Annotated in this window: 18 protein-coding genes; 9 read left to right on the top strand and 9 right to left on the bottom strand. The window is 29.0% G+C overall.

Annotated features, from left to right (window positions below; genetic code table 11):
• Positions 1 to 39: 39 nt before the first annotated feature.
• On the bottom strand, positions 40 to 1,410 hold the full coding sequence (rsmB, locus tag GCL60_RS11020) for a 16S rRNA (cytosine(967)-C(5))-methyltransferase RsmB (protein ID WP_153420711.1): 1,371 nt from the start codon (positions 1,408 to 1,410) through the stop codon (positions 40 to 42).
• Between the two features lie 43 nt (positions 1,411 to 1,453).
• Positions 1,454 to 2,758: a tetratricopeptide repeat protein gene (locus tag GCL60_RS11015; RefSeq protein WP_153420710.1), complete on the bottom strand. Its 1,305-nt coding sequence runs from the start codon at positions 2,756 to 2,758 to the stop codon at positions 1,454 to 1,456.
• A 164-nt stretch (positions 2,759 to 2,922) separates the two neighbouring features.
• Here GCL60_RS11015 and kdsB point away from each other — a divergent pair, with 164 nt between their 5' ends.
• The 3 genes from kdsB to GCL60_RS11000 all read left to right on the top strand — a co-directional run bounded on the left by kdsB (position 2,923) and on the right by GCL60_RS11000 (position 8,378).
• Positions 2,923 to 3,789, top strand: a complete 867-nt coding sequence (gene kdsB / locus GCL60_RS11010; RefSeq protein ID WP_153420709.1) for a 3-deoxy-manno-octulosonate cytidylyltransferase — start codon at positions 2,923 to 2,925, stop codon at positions 3,787 to 3,789.
• Positions 3,786 to 6,953, top strand: coding sequence for a hypothetical protein (locus GCL60_RS11005; protein WP_153420708.1), 3,168 nt, complete (start codon positions 3,786 to 3,788; stop codon positions 6,951 to 6,953). The genes kdsB and GCL60_RS11005 overlap by 4 nt, the downstream gene beginning before the upstream one ends.
• Before the next feature lie 198 nt (positions 6,954 to 7,151).
• The gene (locus tag GCL60_RS11000; RefSeq protein ID WP_153420707.1) at positions 7,152 to 8,378 is read left to right on the top strand and encodes a Ppx/GppA phosphatase family protein; all 1,227 of its coding nucleotides are present in this window, start codon (positions 7,152 to 7,154) and stop codon (positions 8,376 to 8,378) included.
• Positions 8,379 to 8,410: 32 nt separating this feature from the next.
• Here GCL60_RS11000 and GCL60_RS10995 read toward each other — a convergent pair whose 3' ends face one another.
• The 4 genes from GCL60_RS10995 to rpsO form a co-directional block, all read right to left on the bottom strand.
• Entirely contained in the window at positions 8,411 to 9,940 is a 1,530-nt protein-coding gene (locus GCL60_RS10995; protein ID WP_161998172.1) for a phospholipase D-like domain-containing protein, read from the bottom strand.
• Positions 9,941 to 10,216: 276 nt separating this feature from the next.
• The gene (locus GCL60_RS10990; protein WP_153420705.1) at positions 10,217 to 12,079 is read right to left on the bottom strand and encodes an NHL repeat-containing protein; all 1,863 of its coding nucleotides are present in this window, start codon (positions 12,077 to 12,079) and stop codon (positions 10,217 to 10,219) included.
• Between the two features lie 210 nt (positions 12,080 to 12,289).
• Positions 12,290 to 14,185 carry a Vir family protein gene (locus GCL60_RS10985; protein WP_153420704.1) on the bottom strand — a complete coding sequence of 632 codons (1,896 nt, stop codon included), beginning with the start codon at positions 14,183 to 14,185 and terminating at the stop codon, positions 12,290 to 12,292.
• Between the two features lie 212 nt (positions 14,186 to 14,397).
• Positions 14,398 to 14,667, bottom strand: a complete 270-nt coding sequence (gene rpsO / locus GCL60_RS10980) for a 30S ribosomal protein S15 (RefSeq protein ID WP_153420703.1) — start codon at positions 14,665 to 14,667, stop codon at positions 14,398 to 14,400.
• Positions 14,668 to 14,824: 157 nt separating this feature from the next.
• On the opposite strand from rpsO, the gene ribD reads away from it, so the two are divergent.
• Positions 14,825 to 16,126, top strand: coding sequence for a bifunctional diaminohydroxyphosphoribosylaminopyrimidine deaminase/5-amino-6-(5-phosphoribosylamino)uracil reductase RibD (ribD, locus tag GCL60_RS10975; RefSeq protein WP_161998171.1), 1,302 nt, complete (start codon positions 14,825 to 14,827; stop codon positions 16,124 to 16,126).
• Positions 16,127 to 16,134: 8 nt separating this feature from the next.
• On the opposite strand, the gene GCL60_RS10970 is transcribed toward ribD, so the two are convergent.
• Both GCL60_RS10970 and GCL60_RS10965 read right to left on the bottom strand, forming a co-directional pair.
• Complete coding sequence (locus GCL60_RS10970) at positions 16,135 to 16,785, bottom strand: hypothetical protein (protein WP_153420701.1); 651 nt, start codon at positions 16,783 to 16,785, stop codon at positions 16,135 to 16,137.
• Positions 16,761 to 17,345: a hypothetical protein gene (locus GCL60_RS10965; protein ID WP_153420700.1), complete on the bottom strand. Its 585-nt coding sequence runs from the start codon at positions 17,343 to 17,345 to the stop codon at positions 16,761 to 16,763. Before GCL60_RS10965 ends, GCL60_RS10970 begins: the two co-directional genes overlap by 25 nt.
• Positions 17,346 to 18,115: 770 nt before the next feature.
• Here GCL60_RS10965 and GCL60_RS10960 point away from each other — a divergent pair.
• The 5 genes from GCL60_RS10960 (at position 18,116) to GCL60_RS10940 (ending at position 22,418) form a co-directional block, all read left to right on the top strand.
• Positions 18,116 to 19,141 carry a tyrosine-type recombinase/integrase gene (locus GCL60_RS10960; RefSeq protein WP_161998170.1) on the top strand — a complete coding sequence of 342 codons (1,026 nt, stop codon included), beginning with the start codon at positions 18,116 to 18,118 and terminating at the stop codon, positions 19,139 to 19,141.
• Between the two features lie 100 nt (positions 19,142 to 19,241).
• Positions 19,242 to 20,033, top strand: a complete 792-nt coding sequence (locus tag GCL60_RS10955; protein ID WP_153420698.1) for a helical backbone metal receptor — start codon at positions 19,242 to 19,244, stop codon at positions 20,031 to 20,033.
• A gap of 17 nt (positions 20,034 to 20,050) precedes the next feature.
• Positions 20,051 to 20,581 (top strand): thermonuclease family protein, encoded by a 531-nt coding sequence (locus GCL60_RS10950; protein ID WP_153420697.1) that lies wholly within the window; start codon positions 20,051 to 20,053, stop codon positions 20,579 to 20,581.
• 22 nt (positions 20,582 to 20,603) lie between these two features.
• Positions 20,604 to 21,707, top strand: coding sequence for a serine hydrolase domain-containing protein (locus tag GCL60_RS10945; RefSeq protein ID WP_153420696.1), 1,104 nt, complete (start codon positions 20,604 to 20,606; stop codon positions 21,705 to 21,707).
• Positions 21,708 to 21,875: 168 nt separating this feature from the next.
• A complete protein-coding gene (locus GCL60_RS10940) occupies positions 21,876 to 22,418 on the top strand; it encodes a globin family protein (RefSeq protein WP_153420695.1) in 543 nt (180 codons plus the stop codon).
• Between the two features lie 475 nt (positions 22,419 to 22,893).
• On the opposite strand, the gene uvrC is transcribed toward GCL60_RS10940, so the two are convergent.
• Entirely contained in the window at positions 22,894 to 24,918 is a 2,025-nt protein-coding gene (gene uvrC / locus GCL60_RS10935) for an excinuclease ABC subunit UvrC (RefSeq protein ID WP_153420694.1), read from the bottom strand.
• Positions 24,919 to 25,026 lie beyond the last annotated feature (108 nt).

Genomic DNA, 25,026 nt, shown 5'->3' with positions numbered 1-25,026 from the left:
GGTGTCAAAATGATGTGCTAAAGGGAGATATCTTTTACTTTATGAATTTCTTTTTAAAACGACGCCAAAAAAACCGTCTATGTCGTCTGGGTTACCAGAATAGATAAGAAGTTCATTTTCGCGTGTAACATACTTTTTGTAAAAATCGTGAATGCGATCAAGTGGGCACACTTTTTCATATTCAGGATGTTTTTCTAAGAAACTGTTTATTTGATGAATTGTTTCCTCTAACTCAAAACTACAAACAATATAAATAAGTTCCCCGCCAATCGCTACATTTTTCGAAAGGCCATCTAAAAGACGAGCCTGTTCAATCGCACAGTTTTGAATATCACTTGGAGTTCTTAACCATTTTATTTCAGGATGTCTTCGAATCACTCCCATGGCTGAACAAGGGGCATCCAATAAAATCTTTTGAAAAACTTTGCCTTGGCACTGCTCAACAACGTCACCATGTAAAATGGTTGTTCCTTGTAGGCCAACACGTTCAAAGTTTTCGCGTAATATTTTTAATCTTTTTTGAGCAAAATCACAGACGGTTAAATTTTCAGAGGCAACACCACTTTCCCAAAGATAAATGGATTTGCCTCCTGGCGCTGCACAGGCGTCAAGAACAGTGTCTGATTGAGAAGCTTGAACTAAACTAGCCGAAAGTTGAGCGGCTTCATCTTGGACAATGTAACAACCTTTTTTAAAAGCTTCACATTCATTAAATTTAGGCAAAGATTCTATCCGCAATGCTCCTGGTAAAGGTTGCCAAGAACTTTCTACAGATTGTGTTTTTAATAAATAGGTAGCAAGATCGTACTCATTATCAGGTAATGGATTTTTTGTTATTAATTTTAAAGTATTTTTGGGAATACGATTATTATTAGATAAAAGATATTCAAATCTTTCTAAGGATAATTGTTTATGCCAACGTTCTACCATCCATTGAGAAAAAGAATGATGCATAGAATAATATTCTACAGGCTGTGTTACTTTGTCTGGCTTAGGGAAATATTCTGATTTTTTAGCGACTCTTCTTAAAATAGCATTTACTAAAGAAGCAGCATTAGGAACACCAACTTGTTTAACTGCTTCAACAGTTTCTGAAACAGCAGCGCGCTCGGGAACTCGATCCATATAATATATTTGATATGTTCCAATTCTTAATGCATTTGCAACTCTAGGATCCAAACTAGAAAAAGATCTATCCAACATATGGGACATAATCCAATCCATTTTAGCAAGCCATCTTAAAGAACCAAAAACCATCTCATAAATAAACGCTTTATCTAGAGTGCGAAGATTGGGGTGACTTGCAAATAGTTTTTCAAGAGCAACATCAGAATGGATATTACGGGTCAAAACGTGTGTTAAGGCATCAATGGCAATTGCCCGAGTGAGCGAGCCAGTGCGTGTTGACATAGTTTAAACTCCAAAAAATTAGTCTTTGACTTCACATTCTTGCCTAGGAATGCTCAAAGTTTGGCATTATTATTAGTTTGAGAGTCTCTTCAGCGTTGCAGTGCAAACACTTCCAGGCAAATGAAGAAAAAAATGAGCCACATTTCCCACATTTATGAGAAGAATATCCAATTCTAGCTGCTTCATCTTGTCTAAAAACAAAATCAAAATAGCTTTGGCTTTCTCCTAATATAGCAAGTACATCTCCTAAAAACCTGCTCTTTTTCAACTCAGGTGAGTTCTGTATCAGAAGAGCGGCATGAAAGATAGATGCCCAAAGGTATTTTTGTGTATTTAGATCAATTTTATCCTTATTTAGAACTCTTTTAAATTCGTTTTGTACTATTGCATAACTTTCTATAGCTTCTTTTTCATTACTCATTTTTGAAATGATAATGGATAAATAATTTGCTCCTGCTGCTGGTGATATATTTGTGTTCTTATAAATTTCAATTAATGCTTCTAAATCTGAAGCTAATGCAGTCCACATCATTTTAGGATCGTGTGAAATTTTTTGCCAAAGTTCATAGCTTGTTACCTGCCATAATAACATCATTGCTCTTGCCGAATTACGTTCCCAGCGTAAGGCCATGCGTGCTAATTCAATTGCTTTTTCTAACTTTTCGTTTTCACGAAATTGCATTTCACCTATTTTACATAATGAATGTGCTATATTTAATTTTAATTTTGTATCAAGAAACCCCTTATAAATTGACAAAGCTGTATACAATTTTTCTGGAAAATACCCAGTGGAACAAACTTTTAAAATATGCTCTAATACTTCACTATTTTTAGGAACTCTTCTAAACAATTCAATTGCAGTATCAAAAGCTCTTACTTGTAAACCAATGGAAGCATAAACTTGAGATAATTCAAAAAGAGCCCGATGCGTTTCTTGTTTTGAAACATTTTCATTTGTTAATATATCTATATAAATTCGAATGGATTCTCGAGCATTGCCAATTTGAAAATAGTTTCTTGCTAAAACAAAGGCTTCTGCCAAAATGATAAAACTATTTTTATCATGTTTAAAGGTTCCTAATTCATGTTCTTCATTATTTAATAAAATGGACTCTTGATTTTCTGTTAATATTTGTAGATTTACAGATAAATTATTTTCTAATTTTTTATCATTAGGGGCATAATGAGAACTTTTACGAAATCTTCTGCGAAAGGTTCTCCATAAAGAAGGAAATAAAATACCAAGAACAATCCCAACAGAAAGGCCTGCTCCTACAAAGAAGCTTGCTTCAAAAGTGTCCCACATTGGCAGCCCATCATTGCCTGTAGAGGTAATTTGTCTTGCCACTCATGATCTCCTTAGTTGAGCTTTAAAAAACGATAGCATATGTTTAAACCTTTGTCGTCTCATCATTAGCCTTAAAGATTAATATTATGTAGTTTATTTTTTGCAATGATCGAATCAAATCAGGTTGAGATAGCTTGATTTATCTCAAACCAAAGGAGACATCGATGAATTCTAAAGTTTCAAATCAAGAGAACAATTCCATATATATCGTAATACCTGCAAGATTCGCATCAAGCCGCTTGCCTGGAAAACCTCTGCTTAAAATTTCTTCTAAATGTATTATTTCACACGTTGCATCAAGAGCAAAAATACTTGCAGAGAAACTAAAAAAAAATAATCATGTAGATAAAATACATCTTATTGTTGCAACTGATCATCAAGGTATTTTTGATGAAGTAACCTCTCAAAATATAAATTGTATTATGACATCTCCAGATTTAATCAATGGCACAGAACGCGTTTATGCTGCGGTTGAAAATTTAAATCAAAAAAACAAATTAAATGAAAATGATATTATCATCAATATACAAGGTGATGAACCTTTTTTTTCAATTGAAGACGTTGAAAATCTTGCAATTACAATGCTAAAAAACAAGGATGTCCCATTAGGAACTCTCGCTTTTAAAAGAAATGAAGCTGAATTATTTTTTAGCAGCTCTGTAGTTAAAGTAACAAAAGATGCAAATCAACTTGCTCTTTATTTTTCAAGAGCACCTATTCCATATCCAAAAGAGCTCCTTGGAGCAACAGGGTTAGATTGGGTAAATGAAATTAATAATTTAAAAGAAGTATCCTTTTTACATCATGTAGGAGTTTATGCATTTCGTTACCACTCCTTATGTAAATTTGCTAAAATAATGACGAGTAGTAATTTAGAAATATGTGAAAGTCTTGAACAATTAAGAGCTCTTGAAGCAGGATGGAAAATATTAGTTACTGAAGCTACAAAAGAACCTTTTGGCATAGACACACCTGAAGATTTAAAAAAAGCTGAAATTCATTTTCAAAAAATCAAAGACACCCTATTATGAAAAAATTAACATTATTAAAATATTTTCAATATATTATTATAAGTTTTTTTTTAGCTTTTATTTCTAATAATTCCTATTCTGTTCCGACTAGTTTTTTAAAAACAAATACAGGAAATATGAGAGATACTGAGTGGGAAAGATTAGAATCATCTCATTTTTCTATTTATTATCCCAAAGAAGCTAAAAATATTGGTAAATATTCACTTTATTCGGCCGAAATAAGTTATCCTTATCTTTCTTTATTACTTGGTGTAAAATTAAACAATCATTCTTATAAAATATTAGATAGCCAAAAAGATCGGACCTTAACTTCAAAATTTGAAAGAGTCCCTTATATTTTAGGAAATATTTCCGATGGAGCTGGATTTGCAAACCCTGTTTCTTTAAATATCGAAGCACAAATATTACATTCAAGAACAGCATCGTTCTTTCAACATGAGCTTGTTCATAGATTGATGTATGAACATAATGATTTTCATATTGGACCTGCTGGAAGAATATTTAGTTTAGCTATGTTTCCTTCTTGGTGGATTGAAGGATTGGCAGAACATTTAACAGAAAGCATTGGCAAAGATCTTACAGATAACGTAACAAGATACATGGCTATTCAAAATTATTGGCCCTCTTGGGATCGAATTCATGCTCTTTATAATGCAGATGGAGACACTAATACCAGAGGATATGTAGCTTCTGGAAGATTTTTAGGCTGGATATTTCAAAAAGCAAAAGAAAAAGATCTCTATAAAATTCATGAACAAATATCAAAAGACACTATCATTCCTCCCTTTTATAATGCGAGTGATGCATGGCTTCAAGAAAACATAGGAAAAAGCGGTGACGATCTTTATGAAGATTTTAAAAAAGATCAGAAATTATTTTGGGAAGACTATTTAAAGGGAATGCCTTCTTTAGTTAATCAAAAAATAATAGAAAATAATGAAAATAAATTTTATTATCCAAATTATAATTTTGAAAATTATTCTATTTATTCAAAATTAGTTTCAGACTCATCTCCTTATGAAAGTTCACTATATTTTAAATATTTTAATATTAAAAAAGAAATAAGAATACCTCTTAGTATAAATGGGTCCCCAGTTTTTGATATCAGTAATCAAAATAACGGGACTTTTTTAACAACAAATTTAAAGAAATTTTCAAATGGAAAAATGGGACATGAACTTTTCCTATTTTCATTTAAAGAAGAATTAGCTAAAATATCAAATGAAAATATATTTAATAAAAAACATGTTGCTTTTTCTAAAGATCAAAATCCTATTTATATTGATCAAATTCAATATTTAGGAATGAATTATTTTGCAATATCTGCAAGTAAAAATGGAGATCCTAATATATATTTATTTAATTTATTAACTAATGAATTAAAATACATAACACAATATAATTTTCCAGCTACCATTAAATTTATAAAAAATTATCAATCAGAAAAAACAAACTGTATTTATGTATTAATAGACAATGATTTAAAAGGAACATCTATAGATAAAGTTTGTGAAAATGGTGAAAAAAAAGAATTCATATCAAAAAACATTCTACATATGAAAGATGCCTTTATTTTAAAAGATGGTACTTTAAGAGCTTTGGTCTCCTGGGACAGAGTCATGTCATTTGTGGATTATTCTCCAAATAAACAAATTAAACCAATTGCTGCCTTTCCTGACTTGATCGAATCTATTGGAACCTTCTCTCAAAACACTGAAAAATATATAACGGCCTGGGTTTATAAAGAAGGAAAATATGATTTACAAAAAATAGATTTAGATATAGCAAAAGAAAATTTCAAAAATTGGCAATTAAAACAAGATAAAAATTCGAATTTTTTAAATTTTCCGAAATTTGAAAATTATCTGCCACCCTATTTAACTATTTTTAACAAACAAAAAGAAAAATTATTGGCAAATGACCTTAATTTATTTGAAAATCATATTAACGAAGAATTACCTAAAATAGAAAAAATAATAAGTGAACAAAATAATAATATCACTTCATCTGAATTCACCGAAACTCCTGCAACTTACCGTTCTCAGTTTTTATTTGCATATCCTTATGCCTTACCCGATTTTTTAGGAGGGCCAAGTATTGGCTTATTTGCTTTTCCCTTATCCGATGAAATGGAAAGATACCGAGTACAAATTTTTGGAGGTTATAATTTTTTCTTAAATGCGCCCAGTGGAGCAATTACATATATAAATAATAGATTTTTAGATAGTTTTTCTTTATCCTTATTTGCAACCCCATTTTTTAATGGATACTATGAAACATTCTCAAATAATATAAAAACAAGATACTATAATTATCTTCAGCAAACAGGATTAAGTACATCGGGAAACTGGATTTTTAGACCTTTTCAATCATCTTTTCAAAGCACAATTTCTATATATAATCTTTCAACCTATTCAAATTTGACAACTGCACCCAAAAGTATTGGGGCACAAAATACTTACATGACAAGTGCAACAGGTCTGTTTACTTTTAATTTATTTAATACTGGATTTTATTTAGCAAGAAAAACAAGCACGAATGCAGAATGGCTAAATTGGTTTACCGATATCTCTTTTGGCGGAGGAAAATACAATGGTTTAGGAGATGGCACAGATTCAGCTGGAAATAATACAGGAACGTTAGATTATTATAATTTAAATTCTTCCATAAATAGTACGTTTAAATTTTACAAACAAAATTTATCTTTACTAGGAAAAATATCAACAACACAAGGTGAGAATCTTTTAAATATCAAAGAAATATATTCTCCCTATCAAACCTATATTTTAGGAAGCACAACCTCTCTTAACTATGTAAGTTATCCTATAATTGGATCGGGTTCTTTATTTGAATTAAAATCAGGATATTGGAGTTATTCAGGAACAATTAGTTATGATTTTCCAATATACCCGTCTTTTGAAAAAAAGTTTTTAATTACTTTTTTAGACAATTTACGTGGTTTTGTTTCTTTAACAAGAGGTGGTGTTTCTAGTAATAAAGATTTTTCAACTTATGATTCCTTAACAAGCGCAAGTATTGGAAGCTCTATGGATATTGATATAAAAGGATTTCAATTATATCCCGCTTTATCATATGGATGGATTGTTGGACAAGAAAACAATTGGTATATGCTTTTACAAATCAAATTTATGGATTTATTATAAAATAAAATTTTATTTATTTTTTTGTTTTCTTGTATCTAATTCAATAATATAATAACTCATATTTAAATTATATAATTCATCTTGACAACAAATAAATATATCAATAAGCAAAACTTATTCCACAAATTATTGCGGAATAAAAAAAATATAAATTATTATTTATTATTTATTACCAAAAATAAAATCATTGTGAGTATTATGAAAAAAACAAAAAAAGTTGTGATAGTTTTAATTAATCTTCTTTTAACATCATGTATAACTAATTTTCAAGATAAAATAATTACTTGTCATAGTGAAATAAGAGGAGGGTTTGATATTGGTTCAGGATCTACAAAACTTCAAATTTCAAAAGTTAGAATTTGCAATAATGATAAAATTAATATTGAAAAAGTTTATTATAAATCAAGCATAGCAGTGAAATATTCACAAGATCTAAACGATTCAAATTCAAAAGTATTTTCACAAAAAATAATAAATAAAGGCTTAGATGCCATGAAGCTTATGACAATAGAAGCCCTTCAAAAATTAGAAGAAGAATGTGGCATAAATTGTAAAGTAACCGCATGGCGAGGAATCATGACAGAAGCTTTTCGAAAAGCAAAAAATTGGGATGAAGCAAAAGCACAACTTACAACAGCAGTAGACGGATTAATCATTAAAAGACTAAACCAAAAAGAAGAAGCCTTATATGGCTTTTATCCAATTATTAAATTAAACGGATTCGATCAAAAAAATGCTGTTGTTTGGGACATAGGTGGAGGCTCAACACAACTTACAGCATTTGATACAAATTTTAAAAGTAATCAATTTTCATCTGAAGGTGTTTATGTAATAGGAACATCATTAGGATCAGCAACATTTGCTAATTTTTTGAAATCAAAAATCAATTCAATTAATAATCCTAATTCATTTAACCCAATTCAAGATTATGATTTTTTAGAAAATGATAGTGAATTACATATAAATAAAAAAATATTAAATTCTCTTTCTGACAATAATTATATTAAAGAAAATTTTAACTCTTTATTTATTCAAAACAAGAATTTTTATGTTATTGGTGGATTATTATCTATTTCAATACCAGAGACTCTTTCAAAAGATAATCAAAATTTCAAAGTTTACAACTATTCTGATGTGAAAAATACAAACGAAATTCGTTCTATTTCAAAAAAAGAACTAGATGATAAATACCATTATATAAAAAAACTAAACGATAGTGAACTATTATCTTATGCAATTGAAACAAAATCTAATATAAACTTTTCTCAAACTATCGCATCAAATATATTAATGGTCAGAAAATACATGGAAAGCCCTTTAAATATAAAAGAAATATACCCTATACAAATTGACGGAACCGATACGATCATGATCAATCCAGAATTTAAAAATCTATCCTACTGGAAAAAAGATAGCGTAAGTTAAAATTAAATAAATCCTAAGAAAAATTTTTTAATCTAATTAGAATCACTTTGATAATTGGAATAAGATTTTCCATATGTTGGAGTCCAATACTCTCTTTTTAATTTCATCATAAGCAATCTAGAATTAATGATGACTCCAAATTCGGAATGATTATTATAGTATAAATTTTCAGAACCTATATACGCCATTTGATCATCTACCATAATAAGTTTAACATGATTCTTAGCTGTACCATATTTATATCCTGTGTAGTTAAACCAGCGAGCCACTCTTAATATATTTAAATTTCCTAAAGCGCCTCTTACATCTAAATTATAAAAATCCTTCGCATTTCGAATAATACATTTTTCTGTACTAGAATCACTTAAAGAAGACTCAGCATATCCTAAAAAAGGGACTCCCTGACCGCTGTAAGATGAAAGAATAATATTTACTTTAACCCCCTTCATTAAAGCCCTTCCTAATGCAGCACAAGTAGCATGCTGAATATCTGTACTTGCTGGTGCTATATTACGAATACTTTGTTGTGAAATATTAATTTCATACCTTGCACTGTCCATTAGAGAAATAATAGAATCCGTAGAGACTTCTGCATCACCATATTCTTTCGCATTCATCATTTTACCAGCGCCTAAAATATAATCTGTATTATAACTTTGAAGAATAGAATTTATATTAAAAATATTAAAAGCCGGGTTACTTAATTCATACCAACGGTCTGAGACATTACAATTTATTTTTTCTGTGTTTGTACAAGCAATGCTATTTATACTGAACTCATCTCCAATTTTAGTTTCGAGAGCTAGTTTACTTAAATAAATTCTTCCAAGATCTGCAATGTAAGGAAGATTAAATTCAATCGACAAATCATTCACAGGATTCTCTAAATCATCATAGTCTTTATCAGGAAAATTCATGCCACCTGTTATCAATTGATTAGAATCTACTGCAATTATTTTAGAATGATTAAATGCAATTGGGTTACGGTAACAGATAACACTAAGATCAAGATAAGGAGAAATTTCGTCAGGTATTAAATAATCAATCACTTTTTGAGTTGCATTTTTAGTTGGTATAGGAGAAGCATTAAACATACTAAAAATAATACGTACTCTAATAGGCTGCTGCTTTTGATAAGATTTTTGATTTAAATAGGAAATCGCCCTTTTTAAAGCCTCTTCCATTGAATTTCCTGGTGTAAACCATAATGTAGAAATATAGACAACAGATTCAGCACGGGCAATAGAGTTTTCAACATAATCTACAAAACTTCTTGTAGGATAATTTTTATCTAATGGAGTTCGCCAAATATTAATAGAATTGTCATTGATATTTCTACTCCAATTATTTAGAGGTATCATACCAATTAATCCTGGCCAATTAGGACTATCATTATAAAACTTATATTTTAAGTTATTAATAAAGTCATAAGATAAAATGTGTTCACCGCCACTTGTTTCAGGATTTATTCTTCCTACATTTGGGCTTACTCTTCGTGTTTGTGAAAAAAGAAAGGTATTAAATAATAAGCATATTAAAATAAAGATAAGTTTTAGTTTCATTATTTTTTTCCTTATCATAATGGATTAGGATAATTTTGTTTTTTAATTTTATTAAGAAATTTATTTAATTTTTATGTAGGATTCCTGCACAATAAATTGTTTATTACATAACGCAAAAAAAATAAAGTAAATAATAAATTAATTTAAGTTATAAGACTCTATTTTGCTATTTAAAATAGCAAAAAATTAATTTTATCATTAATTCCTAATATTCAGTATATAAAAAAAGAGCTCACATTTATTTAAAATGTGAGCTCCATTATTGATATTAGTCCTTTATTTATTTGGAAAAACGCTAACTGCAAATCCATGAAGTTTAGAGCCATTTCCAGCAGGAGGAGTATCTTGCAAGGATCTTACACAATTAGATAAAGTACCAGTTTGAATATTAACTTCACAACTTGATAAAGTACCTAAATTTCTACTCATAACATACAATTTACCATTAAAATATTTTACTTGGTAAGGGTTAGATATGCCCGCTTCGGAGTCTTTGCAATCTGATAAGTCACCATTTGCAGCAATTACACAGCGAGAAAGATATTTATCTTCATTTGGAATATAAATGTAAGAAGGGCCATTTGTGATATTAATAATATCAATTAAAGTTGGAGACCATCCAGAGCCAAAAGCTGTAGATCTAACACAACCGCTAATGTTACCTGTAGTAGGATCTACATTACATACAGAAGCACCATGACGCCCATCTCCCATTGAAATGTAAGCTTTGGAGCCTTTAAATTCAATTGAATCTGGGTGTACAATATCATCACCAGTTGTCACACAACCAGAAATAGAACCATCAACATCGTTGAATACACACTTTCCAATTTTATTATTAAAGTAACTTGTTAAGTATAAATATTTACCAACAATTTTTATATCATGGCTATCACTGTATCCAGCATTTGTTGAAAGAACATTACATCCTGATAAATTGTAATCAGCACCAATTAAACATTTTGTAATATTACCATTATTTTTATTTCCAATGTAAAGATTATTTCCATTAATAAGTAATGCAGAAGGAGAATTAAAACCGCTTCCTGCTTCTTTACAACCACTTAGAGCATTTGTAGCTAAATTAACGTTGCAATAAAATATTTTATTTAAGCTATTAGCAGAAACATATGCATATGCTGCTTTTACTGTACTAGAAGTAGCTATTACATAAGAAGCAGAGCCTTCTTGAAAATTACCAAAGCTTTCATCTCTAAATTGATTACAATCATTTAAATTGTTATCAGAACTTTTTACTTTACAAATTGTAACTTTACCAGATGAAATACTTGTAATATAAGCAAATCCATTAATTAAATTAATTGATCTTGGTGAAAAATAATTATCTGCACCAGTTGCACTACAATTGTCAAATTCTCCATCTGGCGTAACATTACATTTATAAACTTTGCTATCACCTTCTGAAGCAACATAAACAATGTTATTACTAAAATAAATACCATTTGGTTTTAAAAAAGAAAATTTGTTTGCAGAACATGTTCCAATAGAACCATCTGCATCATTGATAATGCATTTATTTACAATATTATTATCATAATTTGTAACATAAGCTAATTTATTTGCAATTGCTATACCAATTGATTTAACACCTGTATTAACAACTTTACAAGAATTATAACTACCATTACTACTTAATGCACATTTAGTTATAGCACCATTGTAATTAGTAACATACAAATAATTGTTATAATTTGTAACTCCAGCTACATTATTAAATGTTGTTTTATCTGGATTATCTTCTGTACAGTTGTTTAAAGTAGCATCTGTTTTGTCAATTTGGCATACACTAATTGTACCACCAGTACTCCATTTTTTATTATTTGCAATATAAGCAAAATCATTATTTACAGAAATACCTATAGGATCATTTAATCCATTTCCAGTAGTAATACATTGGTTTAATCCACCATTACTTGGATCCATAACACATCTACTTACTGTACTTTTATCTCTATTAACTAAATAAACATAAGTTCTTTTTTGAATATCTAAAGGAGTAGGTTGTTGATTACTAGAAATAACATCCCCACTTGAATTTGATCCCCCCCCAGAACCGCCACTTTTACTACAACCAACAACAAATCCTAAAAGTAGAATTGTTGCTAAACGAGCATTCATCACGATCTTCTCCTTTTCTAAAAAAGATATAACAAAACGAACTCCTTATTATTCGGAAAATTTAAATATAAATTTATAAATAAATAAAAATATTATTATTAATCAATTATTACAAAATATTATAGTTTAATACACTAGAATAGAAATTTAATAAACATAAAAAAGCCTTGCAAAATAAGCTTGCAAGGCGCATTAAACAACTATTATAAGTTATTTATTAAACAATCCAACAGTTATACCATGTAGAATTGGATTTGAACTAGAACCTGTTACGTTTTTAGCTGAAACATTACATTCTGTAATCAATCCATTTGAAGAATCAATATTACAAGCATAAACAGTATCGTTTTGTCTTGTCAAAACGAATAATTTATTATTAAAATATCTTGTAATAAAAGGATTTTTTATTCCCGCTTGAGCATCTCTACAGTCTACAAGTTGTCCATTATTTCCAATCGCACAACGTACTACATAGTCTTGTTCATTAGGTATATAAATATAAGAATTATTTGGTGTAGTAATAATATCAATCATTGAAGGACGTTTTCCACCTGGTTGGAAATCTTCTGATTTCACACATTTATTAATAATTCCTTGTTGTGAATTATCAACATCACAAATTGATACTCTGTTTGGATAAACACCATTATCACCAGTCATTGTGATATATACTTTTGCATCTTTAAATTCAATTGCCGCTGGGTAACTAATATTGTCACCTGTTTCTACGCATTTTGAAATGTTACCATTTGTAGAATCATAATCACATTTACCTATTTTACTTTGACCATAGCTTGCAAAGTATAAACGATTTTTATAAATTTTAAGGTCGTGAACAGCATTAAATTTTGAATCTGTTGCCATTTTTACGCAACCAGATAATAATCCATCTTTATTTACGTTACATTTAGTAATATTACCACTACCATCACCGCTACCTACAAAAATAAAATTATCTTTAATAATTGCTGTTGTTGGTTTTGCAAAATTACTACCTGACTCTCTGCAATTGCTTAATGCACTTGTTCCTAAATCAATATTACAGAGAAAAACTTTATTTAAATCTCTTGCTGTAATATATGTTGCTGCCAATAAATTTTCTGATGAAGTTATTGTATAAGAAGAAGTACCATCTAAATTAGCAAAAAGAGGATCTGTTACTTGATTACAAGATTCAAAATTTGAATTGTTAACTTGACAAATTGTTAATTTATTAGAACTAACACTAGTTATATATGCATTATTATTAATAATATTAATTGATATTGGAGACATTGAATAAAGAGCTTGATTTTTATCATAAGCCGTTACACCGCAACCATCAAAATCACCATCTGATTTAATATTACATTTATATATTTTATTATCACCAGCTGAGGCAATATATGCATTGGATCCTGAAATAAAAATACCATTAGGTTTATTAAAATTAATAGAAACTAATGAACATTTAGACATGGAACCATCATCCATGTTTACTTCACATTTATTAATAGTGTTATTATTGAAATTTGTGGTATATGAATATTTATTAGAAAATTTAATTACTATCGATCCTGATTTATCAGCAACCTTAGCACATCCGCTTAAAGTACCACTTGTACTATTAATTGCACATTTTGTAACACCACCTGGACCATAATGAGCTATATAAAGATAGCCATTTTTTGCAGTTGGACCATGAGCATCGGCAAATGTAGTTCCCACTGGAGTTTCAAGACAATCAGTTAAAACACCATTTAATTTATTAATTTGACATACTGTAACCGTACCAGAATTACTTGCAGATTTATTATTCACAACATAAGCAAAATTATTGTAAACGCTTATCCCAATTGGATCTTGAAACTTTGAACCTGTATCTACACAGTCCGATATAGATCCATCATTTTGATCAACTAAGCATTTAGTTACTTTACTTGTATTTCTGTTTACTAAATACATATAAGTAGTTTGTTTTACTTTGATTGCATCAGGTTGTTGATTACTGACTATCACATCACCAGAAGAGTTCGCACCCGAACCACTTCCTCCTCCACCCTTACTACAACCGACAACTAAAATAGCTGAAATAGCTAAATAAAATAAAAAATTACGATACATCATGGCACCCTCCCGAATCACAAAGTGAAATAAGATGACCAATTTTGTATCGGATTGGGTAAGAATAAATTAAGAATTCACAAATTTTCAAAAATTAATACTTAAATTTTAATGAGATAGTGTATTTTATGATAAAAATAATGTAAAATGGCTAAATATCCATAAAAAAAAACTTGAAAATATAAAATTTTCAAGCTTTTTTTATACAGTAAAAATTAGCGGCGGATGCTTAACTCAGCGATGAGTTTTTGGTATCCAGATTCGTTTTTACGTTTTAAGTAATCAAGAAGACTACGGCGTTGGCTAACTAATGCTAACAAGCCACGACGACCTGCATAATCTTTAGCATGTACGCGAAAGTGTTCTGTTAACTGATTGATGCGAGCTGTTAGAAGAGCTATTTGAACTTCTGTAGAGCCTGTATCTGATTCATGTGTACGAAATTTTGCTATGATTTCTGCGCGTTGTTCAACAGTAATTTGCATGGTAAATCCTTTCTGGGCATTATCCCAAGTATTTAATTATACAGGAAGAACCAGTATTAGCACCCATGCGAAGTATGCTTAAAACCGATTGTTTCCTAAAAAAGCAATTAAGCTCAGCATGCTCACTAACATTTCAACAAAAGGAAGGCAATTAAAAATGTCTTTTAGCCTAAAAAAAGGATTTACATTTGGGGGATGGCTTCCTCATTTATTCCCAAATATGGAAAATATTTATCCCCCTTTGGACACAACTATTTCTCATAGTGATGAATATTGGCTATTTCGTACTTTTCTTGAAAGCATGAAAAATGCAAGTATTTCAAATCCAAATCCTTCTGTAGGCTGCCTCATCGTTAAAAATAACAATATAATTTCATCTGGTTGCACAGAATCTTGGGGTAATAGACATGCAGAACGTGTGGCTTTCCAAAATATATCTGCTGAAGACCTAAAAAATAGCAGTGTTTATATCACTTTAGAACCCTGCACTCACCAGGGAAGACAACCACCCTGCAGCGAACTTTTTAAAAATAAAGATATTGGAAAAGTAGTCGTGGGCTGCATAGACCCCAATCCCGTTGTTTCCAATCAAGGAATTCAATCCTTAATAAATTTAGGGATTGGACAAACTAATTTTTTTCTTTCAAATGAAATAAAAGCTTGGAATTATCCTTTTTTTATTCAGCAGCAAAAAAATAAATTATTTATTGCTTTAAAATGGGCTCAATCACTTGATGGTTGCCTAGCCGATGACAATGACGGCTGGCAGTGGATTTCAGGTGAGCAGTCTCGCACCTATGCTCATTGGCTTAGACAAAAATATGATGCCATTATGGTTGGAATTGGTACAGTTTTAAATGATTTTCCTTCATTAGATATAAGAAATCTAAATCATATAAATCAAAGAAATCCTCTTAAAATGATTTATGATCCTGAAGGAAAAATATTTTCATGCAATGAAGAGCAACAAAAAAAGCTCCTCCAAAAAACATTACAGAAAGGATCTCACAAAATTTTTATTGTGGATAAAAATATTTTTGAAAAATTTCGAAATTCAAAACAGATTTCTATTTGGCAAAAAAATCTTTTAGAGAATAATGAAATTGAATTTATTAACTATCAAGGAGAAAATAAACTTAATACAGCAGAGTATATTATAGAATGTTTAAACGAAAATAACTCTAAAATACTAAATTTTCTAGGAAGACCTTTACAAAGTATCATGATAGAAGGTGGCCATAGATTATTAAGTTCGTTTATCCAAGAAAATCATTTTGATATCATGCATATTTTTACTGCGCCCTTTTTTTTGGGTGGAGAAAAACATAAACTTTTTTCAAAAGTAAAACGATCTTATCAAGACTATTCCATAAAAGAAGTTAAAAATGAAACTAGGTATCATATTGCAGCACAGGCTCTTTTAGGTGAAGATAATTTATTAGAGATCATAAAAAAATAATTTACTAATTAAAAAAGTGAATAACTTGTATTTATAAGTCTGTAACATTTTGCTGGCCTGTGAAAAATTATAGGAGCAATTAAATCGGTTGCTATTACTTTATTTAATAATTTATTTCCTTCAATACGAACTTTATTATTCGATATTTTAGAACAAACTCTAACACAAATTCCTTCGCTAAGCTCTATGGCACAGACCACTTTATTTAGACTATCAATTTGCGACAATTTACGCCAAATAAAACCAACATAATCTCCATAATTATAAAAAGGACTATTCATATTATCTTCAATAGTAATTATTTCAGAATCTTTATATCTTGCTTTAAATAATAAAACATCGGAACAAGCTTTAGACTCTTGATCATCAAATTCATAAAATATTTTAGAACAAATTTCCTCACTAATTGGAAAATCACCGATACCATCAAAAAACCAAGTCTCTGGAACATTCACCCCTTCAGAAATAAAAGCTTCATATATTTTTTGACCTGTTACTTTTGATTTGATAACAGGACTTTCTTCATATTGTTTAATTGAATTCGATAAAATATTATATTTAGTTGAAAAGTATTTTTTTGTTTTATTTAAAATACCTACTCTAATAGAATAAGCACGTAGACCAGCGGATTGTGTTAATAACCTTTTAATATCGGACATTTTATATTCCCTTTGTTATTAGCAATATCAATTAGATATTTCTTTACAACATCAAGAAGAGCAAATTCAAATAATTGAAACCATTGCCCCTGTTTTGTATGAGGATTAAAATCAACATCAAAAATAAAATCTCTTTTTTCTACCCCATAAACGCAAACAAAACAATAATTTCTGTTAATTTGGATTGTTCGATACATCCCATTATGGACATTAAAATTTTTACTTCTTTCTTCGTTAAGCAACACACCAACTCTTACGTTACTATTAAACATTTTTATTTGGCTTAACTCAATTTCTTTAAAGTGAAATGTTTGTTTTCTTGTGTACTTAAATTGATTGATAAAAGGATCTATTTTAAAAATATCTAACAAAAGATAGTGATCTGTTAAACCTGTTAAGTCGCTACCCAAGTTTATGCACTGAGTGGTAAAAAGGTCTATTATATTTGCATCAATGTAATTAAAAAACCTATTTGCTTTATATATTCGAATTACTTTTTTTAATTCAGACTTTAGATATTCATTTCTAAGGTGAATATATATTCTATTTGAATTTTCCATGGATAAGCCTCAGGAGAAAATCTAAACTAATTTATTCTAGCGTTCAAAGAACAATGATACTGGTAATTTATGTAAATACCTTTTTATACTCTTATAGCAAACCAAATAGTAACAGCATAGAGTACTATAATGATTTTGATGTTCTCCAATACATTTCGAATTATTATGGCAATTTGTTACGTCTCTAGAAAAAACACCAAAGTGATTAAAAATGCTCAAAAATAGAGAATTTAATTTTTCTTTAATAAGAAAAAAAACTTTAAAAATTACATGATCTAGAAAAAATACTTTCAACTGGTGCTCTTCAAAGAAACAAATTTTTTTTATTCGATCTATTGAAAACAATTTATCGTTCAAAAAATGATTACCATAATTTATTTTAAAAAACAGATTAAATTTTAAACAACCATTTTTTAAATTTTCATAAAATCTATTTTTTTCTTTACCCATATGAATATCTTTTAATATCCTTTCATTACCAAAAAAATAAAAAGAAAGGTCTTTATAATACAAGTTGATACAAATTTACAATCAATCACATCTAAAAAACATGAAAGTGCAGAGGATATCTTACATTTATATAAGCACATGTAAATAAAGTAATTTTTAATTTAAATTATTTTAATATACTGTAATTATTTTATTATTTTTTTTGATGCCATACTCATTGAGTGTATTGATAAAAGGGATTAGGTTTATAGCAACGAATTTAAAGCTCTTGCATATAGATGCTTTCATTCAATAAAAATGGTTTTTTTGAGGAGATTTTCATGGACGGAAATTTTGTCAACCATCAGTCTGTTGTGTCTGAGATTATTAACAAAGATTTTTTTTATCCGGAAACTTTTGCATTTTCTAAGTTATCACCACTACTGATTAGATTTTTAAATCAATTAAAAAAATCTGGCAAATCGATAAACACAATTAGCGCATATAGAAATGACTTATCATTATTTTGTGAGTTTTTAATAGAGAAACAAATTAGTCCTGATAATTATTCTTATCCTGCTCAAGAAAATTGGCTTCATTTTTTAAAAGAAAATGGAAGACATTCTCAATCTAGCATGCGCCGCGCACAAATGAGTGTGCGCACTTTTATTCACTTTTTAGTTTCTGAAAAAATAATAACCAATTCACCTTTTTTAGATATTAAATCACCAAAACAACCAGCTCCTGCATTATTAACAGTGACTCATGAAAAATATTTAAGCCTTTGTCGAACACTAAAGCAACTTGCCATAAACAAAGATGAAAAAGCAATTCGTGATTGGACACTGATCTTAATTTTAGGTGAGTGTGGCTTAAAGGCATCGGAAGCTTCTAACTTAACATGGGGAGACGTTTGGCCTGAATTAGAAGAACCAACATCAGAAAATTCTATTGCAGGATGTTTAAAAGTTACTGGAAATAATGAAAGACTTGTTCCTTATAACCTTGAAGTTTCAAGAGCACTAAATATGCTTAAAGAAACTAGAGAACAAATGTCCTTATCCACATCTCTCGATTCAAAATTATTTTTTGGTTACTTAAATGTAAGTAGAAAAACAAGAACTAATTTTCTTCACAGACATGGAATTAAATTTGTTATTTATGAAGTGTGCACAGAAATTCTAGGAATTCCTTACAACTCAGAAAGTTTAAGAAATCATGCCATTCTTAGATGGTTATCAAAAGGAATGGATAATGAAAAAGTAGCAAATTTAGCAGGCTACTCTTCTTTAAACTCACTTGAACGTTTTTTAAATAGTAAAGAAAGAAAAAAAGTAAGTACAAGAAAAACAAAATCCACTAAATAATTTCTTAGTAGATTTTCATTCTAAAAAAGATTAAAGTTTTTCGCAAGAATAAGGATATAAAATTGCGGTTAACTTTAATTTTTTTATTTGAAGGTCTCAAATGACAAAATCATTGCGCATTGTTTCTTTAGTGCCAAGTTTAACAGAAAGCCTTTGCGATCTTGGTCTTCAAAAATATATTGTAGGATGCACAAATTATTGTATTTCTCCAAAAAGTTTGCGAAAAACATCAACCGCAATAGGGGGAACAAAAGATCCCAATATTCAAAAAATTATTTCTTTAAAACCAACTCACATTGTCATAAATGAAGAAGAAAATACTTCTCAAATAAGAAAAGAAATTTATGAAAATGAGCATTTTAAAAACTGCCAAATCATAGACTCTTTTCCTAAAACTGGTGCTGACTCCATTGCGCTTGTAAAAGAACTTGGAAACATCTTTGAATGCCAATCTATAGTAGAACCATGGGCAAAAGAAACAGAAGAATTATTATTAAAATGTAAGTCTGAAGAAAACAATATTATAGAATGTATTTATTTTATCTGGCGGAACCCATGGATGGTTGCTGGGGATAAAACATATATCTCTGAAATGTTAAAACTTGTAGGTTTTCAAAATTTAATTTTAACCTCAAACGAGTTAAATAAACGCTACCCAATATTAAATGAAACCGATCCCATTTTAAAAACCTGTAAAATTTTATTTTTCAGTACCGAACCTTATCCCTTTAAAAAAAGACATATTGACGATTTTCTCCAAAAAGCTAATTTAGTAAATGTCCATTATTTAATAGCAGATGGTCAAAATTTAAGTTGGTATGGTACAAGAACTTTAAATGCGTTAAGTTACTTAATTAGCTTAAAACAACAAGCTTCTCGTTTATTATTATAGTTTTAAAGGTGAAAAGAATGATAACTCCACAAATCAAAAATATATTTCGTAACATGTTAGTATTAAATACAATTCTATTTTCACAAGCAGCCTTTGCCGATACGGAATTGAAATACAAAGTTTTAAAATGCCATGATGGGGATACCTGCCAAGTATTAAGTACAGACAATATGAAACTGAAAATTCGACTCATAGGAATTGATGCCCCAGAAGTATCCAATAGAAAAAATAAAGTAAATCAGCCTTACGGTGTAGAGAGTAAAGATTTTATAAATAATTTAATCAAAGGAAAATCAGTTACGTTAAAAAACTATGCTACCGATCCTTTTGGACGCTCCCTCTCTGAAATTTTTCTAGAAAAATTAAATGTCAATTTAAAAATGGTAGATTCCGGTATGGCAGAAGTTTATAAAGGAAAAATGGATAAAAATTTCGATGTCACTCCTTATCTTGAAGCCGAAAAAAAAGCAAAAAAAGAAAAAATAGGAATATGGTCTTTGCCTAATTACCAAAGCCCAAAAGACTTTAGAGTTACTCATAAAAACTGAAATAAAATTAAAGTTAATTAAAATGAATATCCAAAAAAAATTAGAAAATATCATTTACAAAGAAGGAAAATTATTTGGTGCTACTGGATTGTCCTTTACAATTCAATCGCCACTTCTTAATAAAGGAAAACCACAAACTTATAATGTAGGTTTACAAAGTTTAGAAGGCTCTCCTGTTACTAATGACAGTTTATTTCAAATAGGAAGTGCTTCAAAAACTTTTTTATCTGTAGTCATGCTACAACTTGAATCCGAAGAAAAAATATCTTTAGAAGACCCCGTTTCAAAATTTTTTCCTAACAATTATCCTTTATGGCATGAAATTAAAATTAAACATTTATTAAATATGACCTCTGGTATTCCCAATTTTACGAATGACGGAACAGAAATTTCAATTAAAAATATTCATAATTTAGACCTAGAAATCTCAGCAGATGAAATATTAAATTCCATTCAAAATAACTCTCTTTTATTTACAACAGGATCTTATTTTTATTATTCTAATACAAATTATGTTTTAGCAAAAAAAATTATTGAACATGTCACTCAAAACACCTTATCCCATGAAATTAGTAAACGAATTATTGAAAAATTAAATTTAAAGAATACTTTCTACATAAATCACTTGCCAAAAAATGAAATCCATATAAATAAACATAACCATATTATGAATGGATATAATTATTACGATAAAGAGTTTTTAGGAAAAGAAACCATAAATAACTCCTTATCTGTCGCAAGTGGACCAGGATCCTTAGTTTCGAATTCATCTAATTTAAATACTTTTATAAGAAGTTTATTTTCTGAAGACAATCATTTGCTATTATCACCTTTTCAAATAAAACAAATGTTAAATTTTAATTTTTATGAAAAGGAAATAGACTCATCAATTACAATGCCTCAAAAAATAACCGATCATTTTATTGAAGATGGTTATGGTTTGGGTATATATACAAATTCTTTAAACGAATTCAGCCATTCTGGTATGACCGATGGTTTTTTATCCGAAATGAAATATTTAAAAGAGACGAATACTTCGTATGTTTATTTAATGAATGCCTCTAATGAAAAACAAGAAAAAGAATTAATTTCTGTAATTGAGGAATTATTAGCCCTGCTGCACTAAGAATAAAACATTTCTGATTTGAATACTTGCCTTTCATCAAACAATTCTCTAAAGTTTGATACTACTTAGGTTCTAATCCAGCAAACTTGTTAAATAAATTAAATAAGATTCTACATCAAAAGTTATGGTTTCATTAAATAAAATATTTTTAAAATATATGGAGGTTTTATGAAAAAATGCATTATAACTTTATTATCCACTTCTGTATTAGCGACTTCTTTAAATTCTTTTGCTTTTCCAAATAACTATTCTCAAAGTTTAGTTAATAAAGAAGACATCAAAATACCAGGAGAGAATGATCTTGCTTATGTAAGGTGGGGAAAACAGTTTTACATGAATTTTATTCTTCAAAATGAAGCTGGCGTAAAAAAAATACTAGGTAATCTTTATGACTTGCTCGCTGAAAAATCCGTTATTATGAAAAATGAAGGTTTTTTTCCTGAAAATAATTCTGCTTATAGAGAATCCATTATTAGAAGACAAGCACCTTTTTTTATAGATTACTTCAATGGTAATTTAACTCAAGAAACTGTAAATGATATTGCAGCGCTACATTTTAAATTTAATATTACAGCAGAAATGTTTGATGAAATGAAATACATTATTGTTGAATCTTTTAGAGAAAGTTTTGGTGATTTTATTACTTACTATATTGTAGATCCTGGAAGTACAATGGAAGAATTTCGTTCGATGGTTGTTAATGCGAACTGAAAATGTAATATTAGTTAATCATTTTTCATAAATTTAATCATATTAAACGCTGAACGAAATAATACAACATTAAAAATAATTATTTCCAGTTCTGACTTTATAAATCAAAATAATCTATGATGTCTAATTTACTATAAAAAACAAATAATATTATAAAAATGACTCACAAAATAAAAATTAATTTTTTTTAAAAATAATTGACAATTATTTTATATTAAAATAATTTACCTTTGTCTACCATAAAAAATAATATTTAAAATACGGTGAGGTTTTTATGCTTCCTAAAATCAAAATTATCAGTTTTCTTTTTCTTATTTCAATTTATTCAAATGCCGCTTTAGCAAATAAATATTTTTGTCAATGCAAGGCAAAACCAACCACTATATGCACAAAGACAAAATAGAAAAATTTATTCTTAATTTCATAAAATAGAAAACATTAAAAATTTCTATATTGGATTATTTTATTTCTTAAATTAAGAATTTTGATCTTTTATCTTTTTAACAATTTCTTGAATTATATTTAAAGGAATATTCGTTTTTTCAGAAACTTCAATTAATGGATATTGCAGAATATCTTTTAAGTTAGGATAGATATCTATTAATTTTTTTCTTCTTTTTAGTCCCAACCCTTTTATTTCTAATAATACGGATTTCATAGAAGATTTATCTCTTCTTTGTCTATGAAACGTAATGGCAAAACGATGCGCTTCATCTCTCAATTGAGTCACAAGTTTAAATTCAAAAGACCCTTGTTTTAATATTTTTGTTTCGGGCTCTTCTTCAGGTAAGACATCTCCATCCGAATTTCTCTTTGGAACAACTAAACGTTCAAAAGAATTTACAATTTGTGAAGATGTAAAGTTAGACTCTCCCCTTGATTTAGCAATCCCAATAAACGGCAAATGCCCTAAACCTAACGATTTTAAGACCCAACCAACTTCACGAACTTGAGGAGTGCCTCCATCTAAAATTAAAAGATCTGGGTAAATCACTTTTTCCTTATCTTTAAAACGACGGCGTATCACTTCTCTAAGACTGGCGAAATCATCTGCTTTTCCAACTGTTTCTTTAATAATATATTTTTTATAACCGCTTTTAAAAGGTTTAGCATTTTTAAATACAACTTGAGAAGCAACGGTTTCTGCACCTTGAAAGGTTGAAATATCGTAACACTCAATTAATGAAGGAATGGAATCTAACTTTAAAAAATTTTGTAAAGCCATTGTCATTTGGTTACTATTTTCATCCATTTTATTTTGTTCAATAAATTTATTCTCTGCATTTTGATTTGAATGATAAATAAGATCTTTAATTTTATTTGTTAAGTTTTTATTTTCATGCTTGATTGATTTAACATAAACATCTCTTTTTAAATAAAATAAAGTTTTTTTAATATTTAAATTTTCTTGCTTTTTGTTTATTAAAAAAGAATTTATCATTTCATAAGTTGAATTTGAAATAATATTTATTGCATTTTCAAATAAAACACTTTCTGGGACAGATTTATTTTCATAAAATTGACAAATAAATGAAGTAAAAATTCTTTCTTGTTCTACTTTTTTATTATCTAAAATCCCCTCTTCTGAAGGCTCCTCAGTTAAATGTCGTATTAAATAGGAATTTCCTCCAACCACTTTTCCATCTCGAATATTCGTCACGTAAAAAGTAACAATCTCTTCATTCCAATATGAACCAAAAATATCTAATTCAATATCAGCATCTAACGTTACTGATTGATTCGAAGTTAAAGATTCAAGTGCTTTAATTTGATCCCTTAATAAGGCCGCTTTTTCAAATTTCATATCTTCAGCAGCTTTTAGCATTTCTTCTTTTATTTTTTTTGAAATATCTTTGTATTTTGAATTTAAAATGGCGATTACACTATTTAAATGCTCATGATATTCTTCTTTCTTAACGTCTAGCTTACAAGGAGCAAGACATCTTTTAATATCATAATAATTGCAAGGCCTGCTCACCGTTTTAAAAACAGTCGAACTGCATTTTACCAATGGAAAAAACCGATTTATTACATTCATAAGCTGCTGAACTTGGCCACTAATCGTAAATGGACCAAAATAAAGTGCTCCATCTTTTTTTCTTCTTCTTACTATTGTAACTCTCGGCCACTTTTCATTTATATCTATTTTTATATAGGGATATGTTTTATCATCACGCAATAAAATATTATAATTTGGTTGATTGTATTTTATTAAATTATTCTCAAGTAATAACGATTCATACTCATTTTCTGTAACAATCACTTCAAAGTCATATATCTTAGCTACCAATGCTCTCGTTTTCGGGGTATGATTTTCAAGACCCGTAAAATAACTTTTTAAGCGTGAAATCAAATTCTTCGCTTTTCCAACATAAAGAATTTCGCCATCATATCCTTTATGTAAATAGACCCCTGGCTTTTGAGGGACTTGAGATAGTTTTTCGCGAAGAAACTTCAAACGAGCCGCAGTGTTCCTTTTTTGATGGGTATCCAAATTCATTAGTGACTTTTCTTTCGTTAAGGTTTATCCCTTTCGATAAGGATGTAGTCCTACTTTCGCAAGACCGCTATACTATTCCAATTGGAAGGCGATTACTTGCCTTTCACT

This window comes from Silvanigrella paludirubra, assembly GCF_009208775.1.
GTDB classification, from domain to species: Bacteria; Bdellovibrionota_B; Oligoflexia; order Silvanigrellales; family Silvanigrellaceae; genus Silvanigrella; species Silvanigrella paludirubra.
This window is presented reverse-complemented; position numbering and strand designations above follow the sequence as displayed.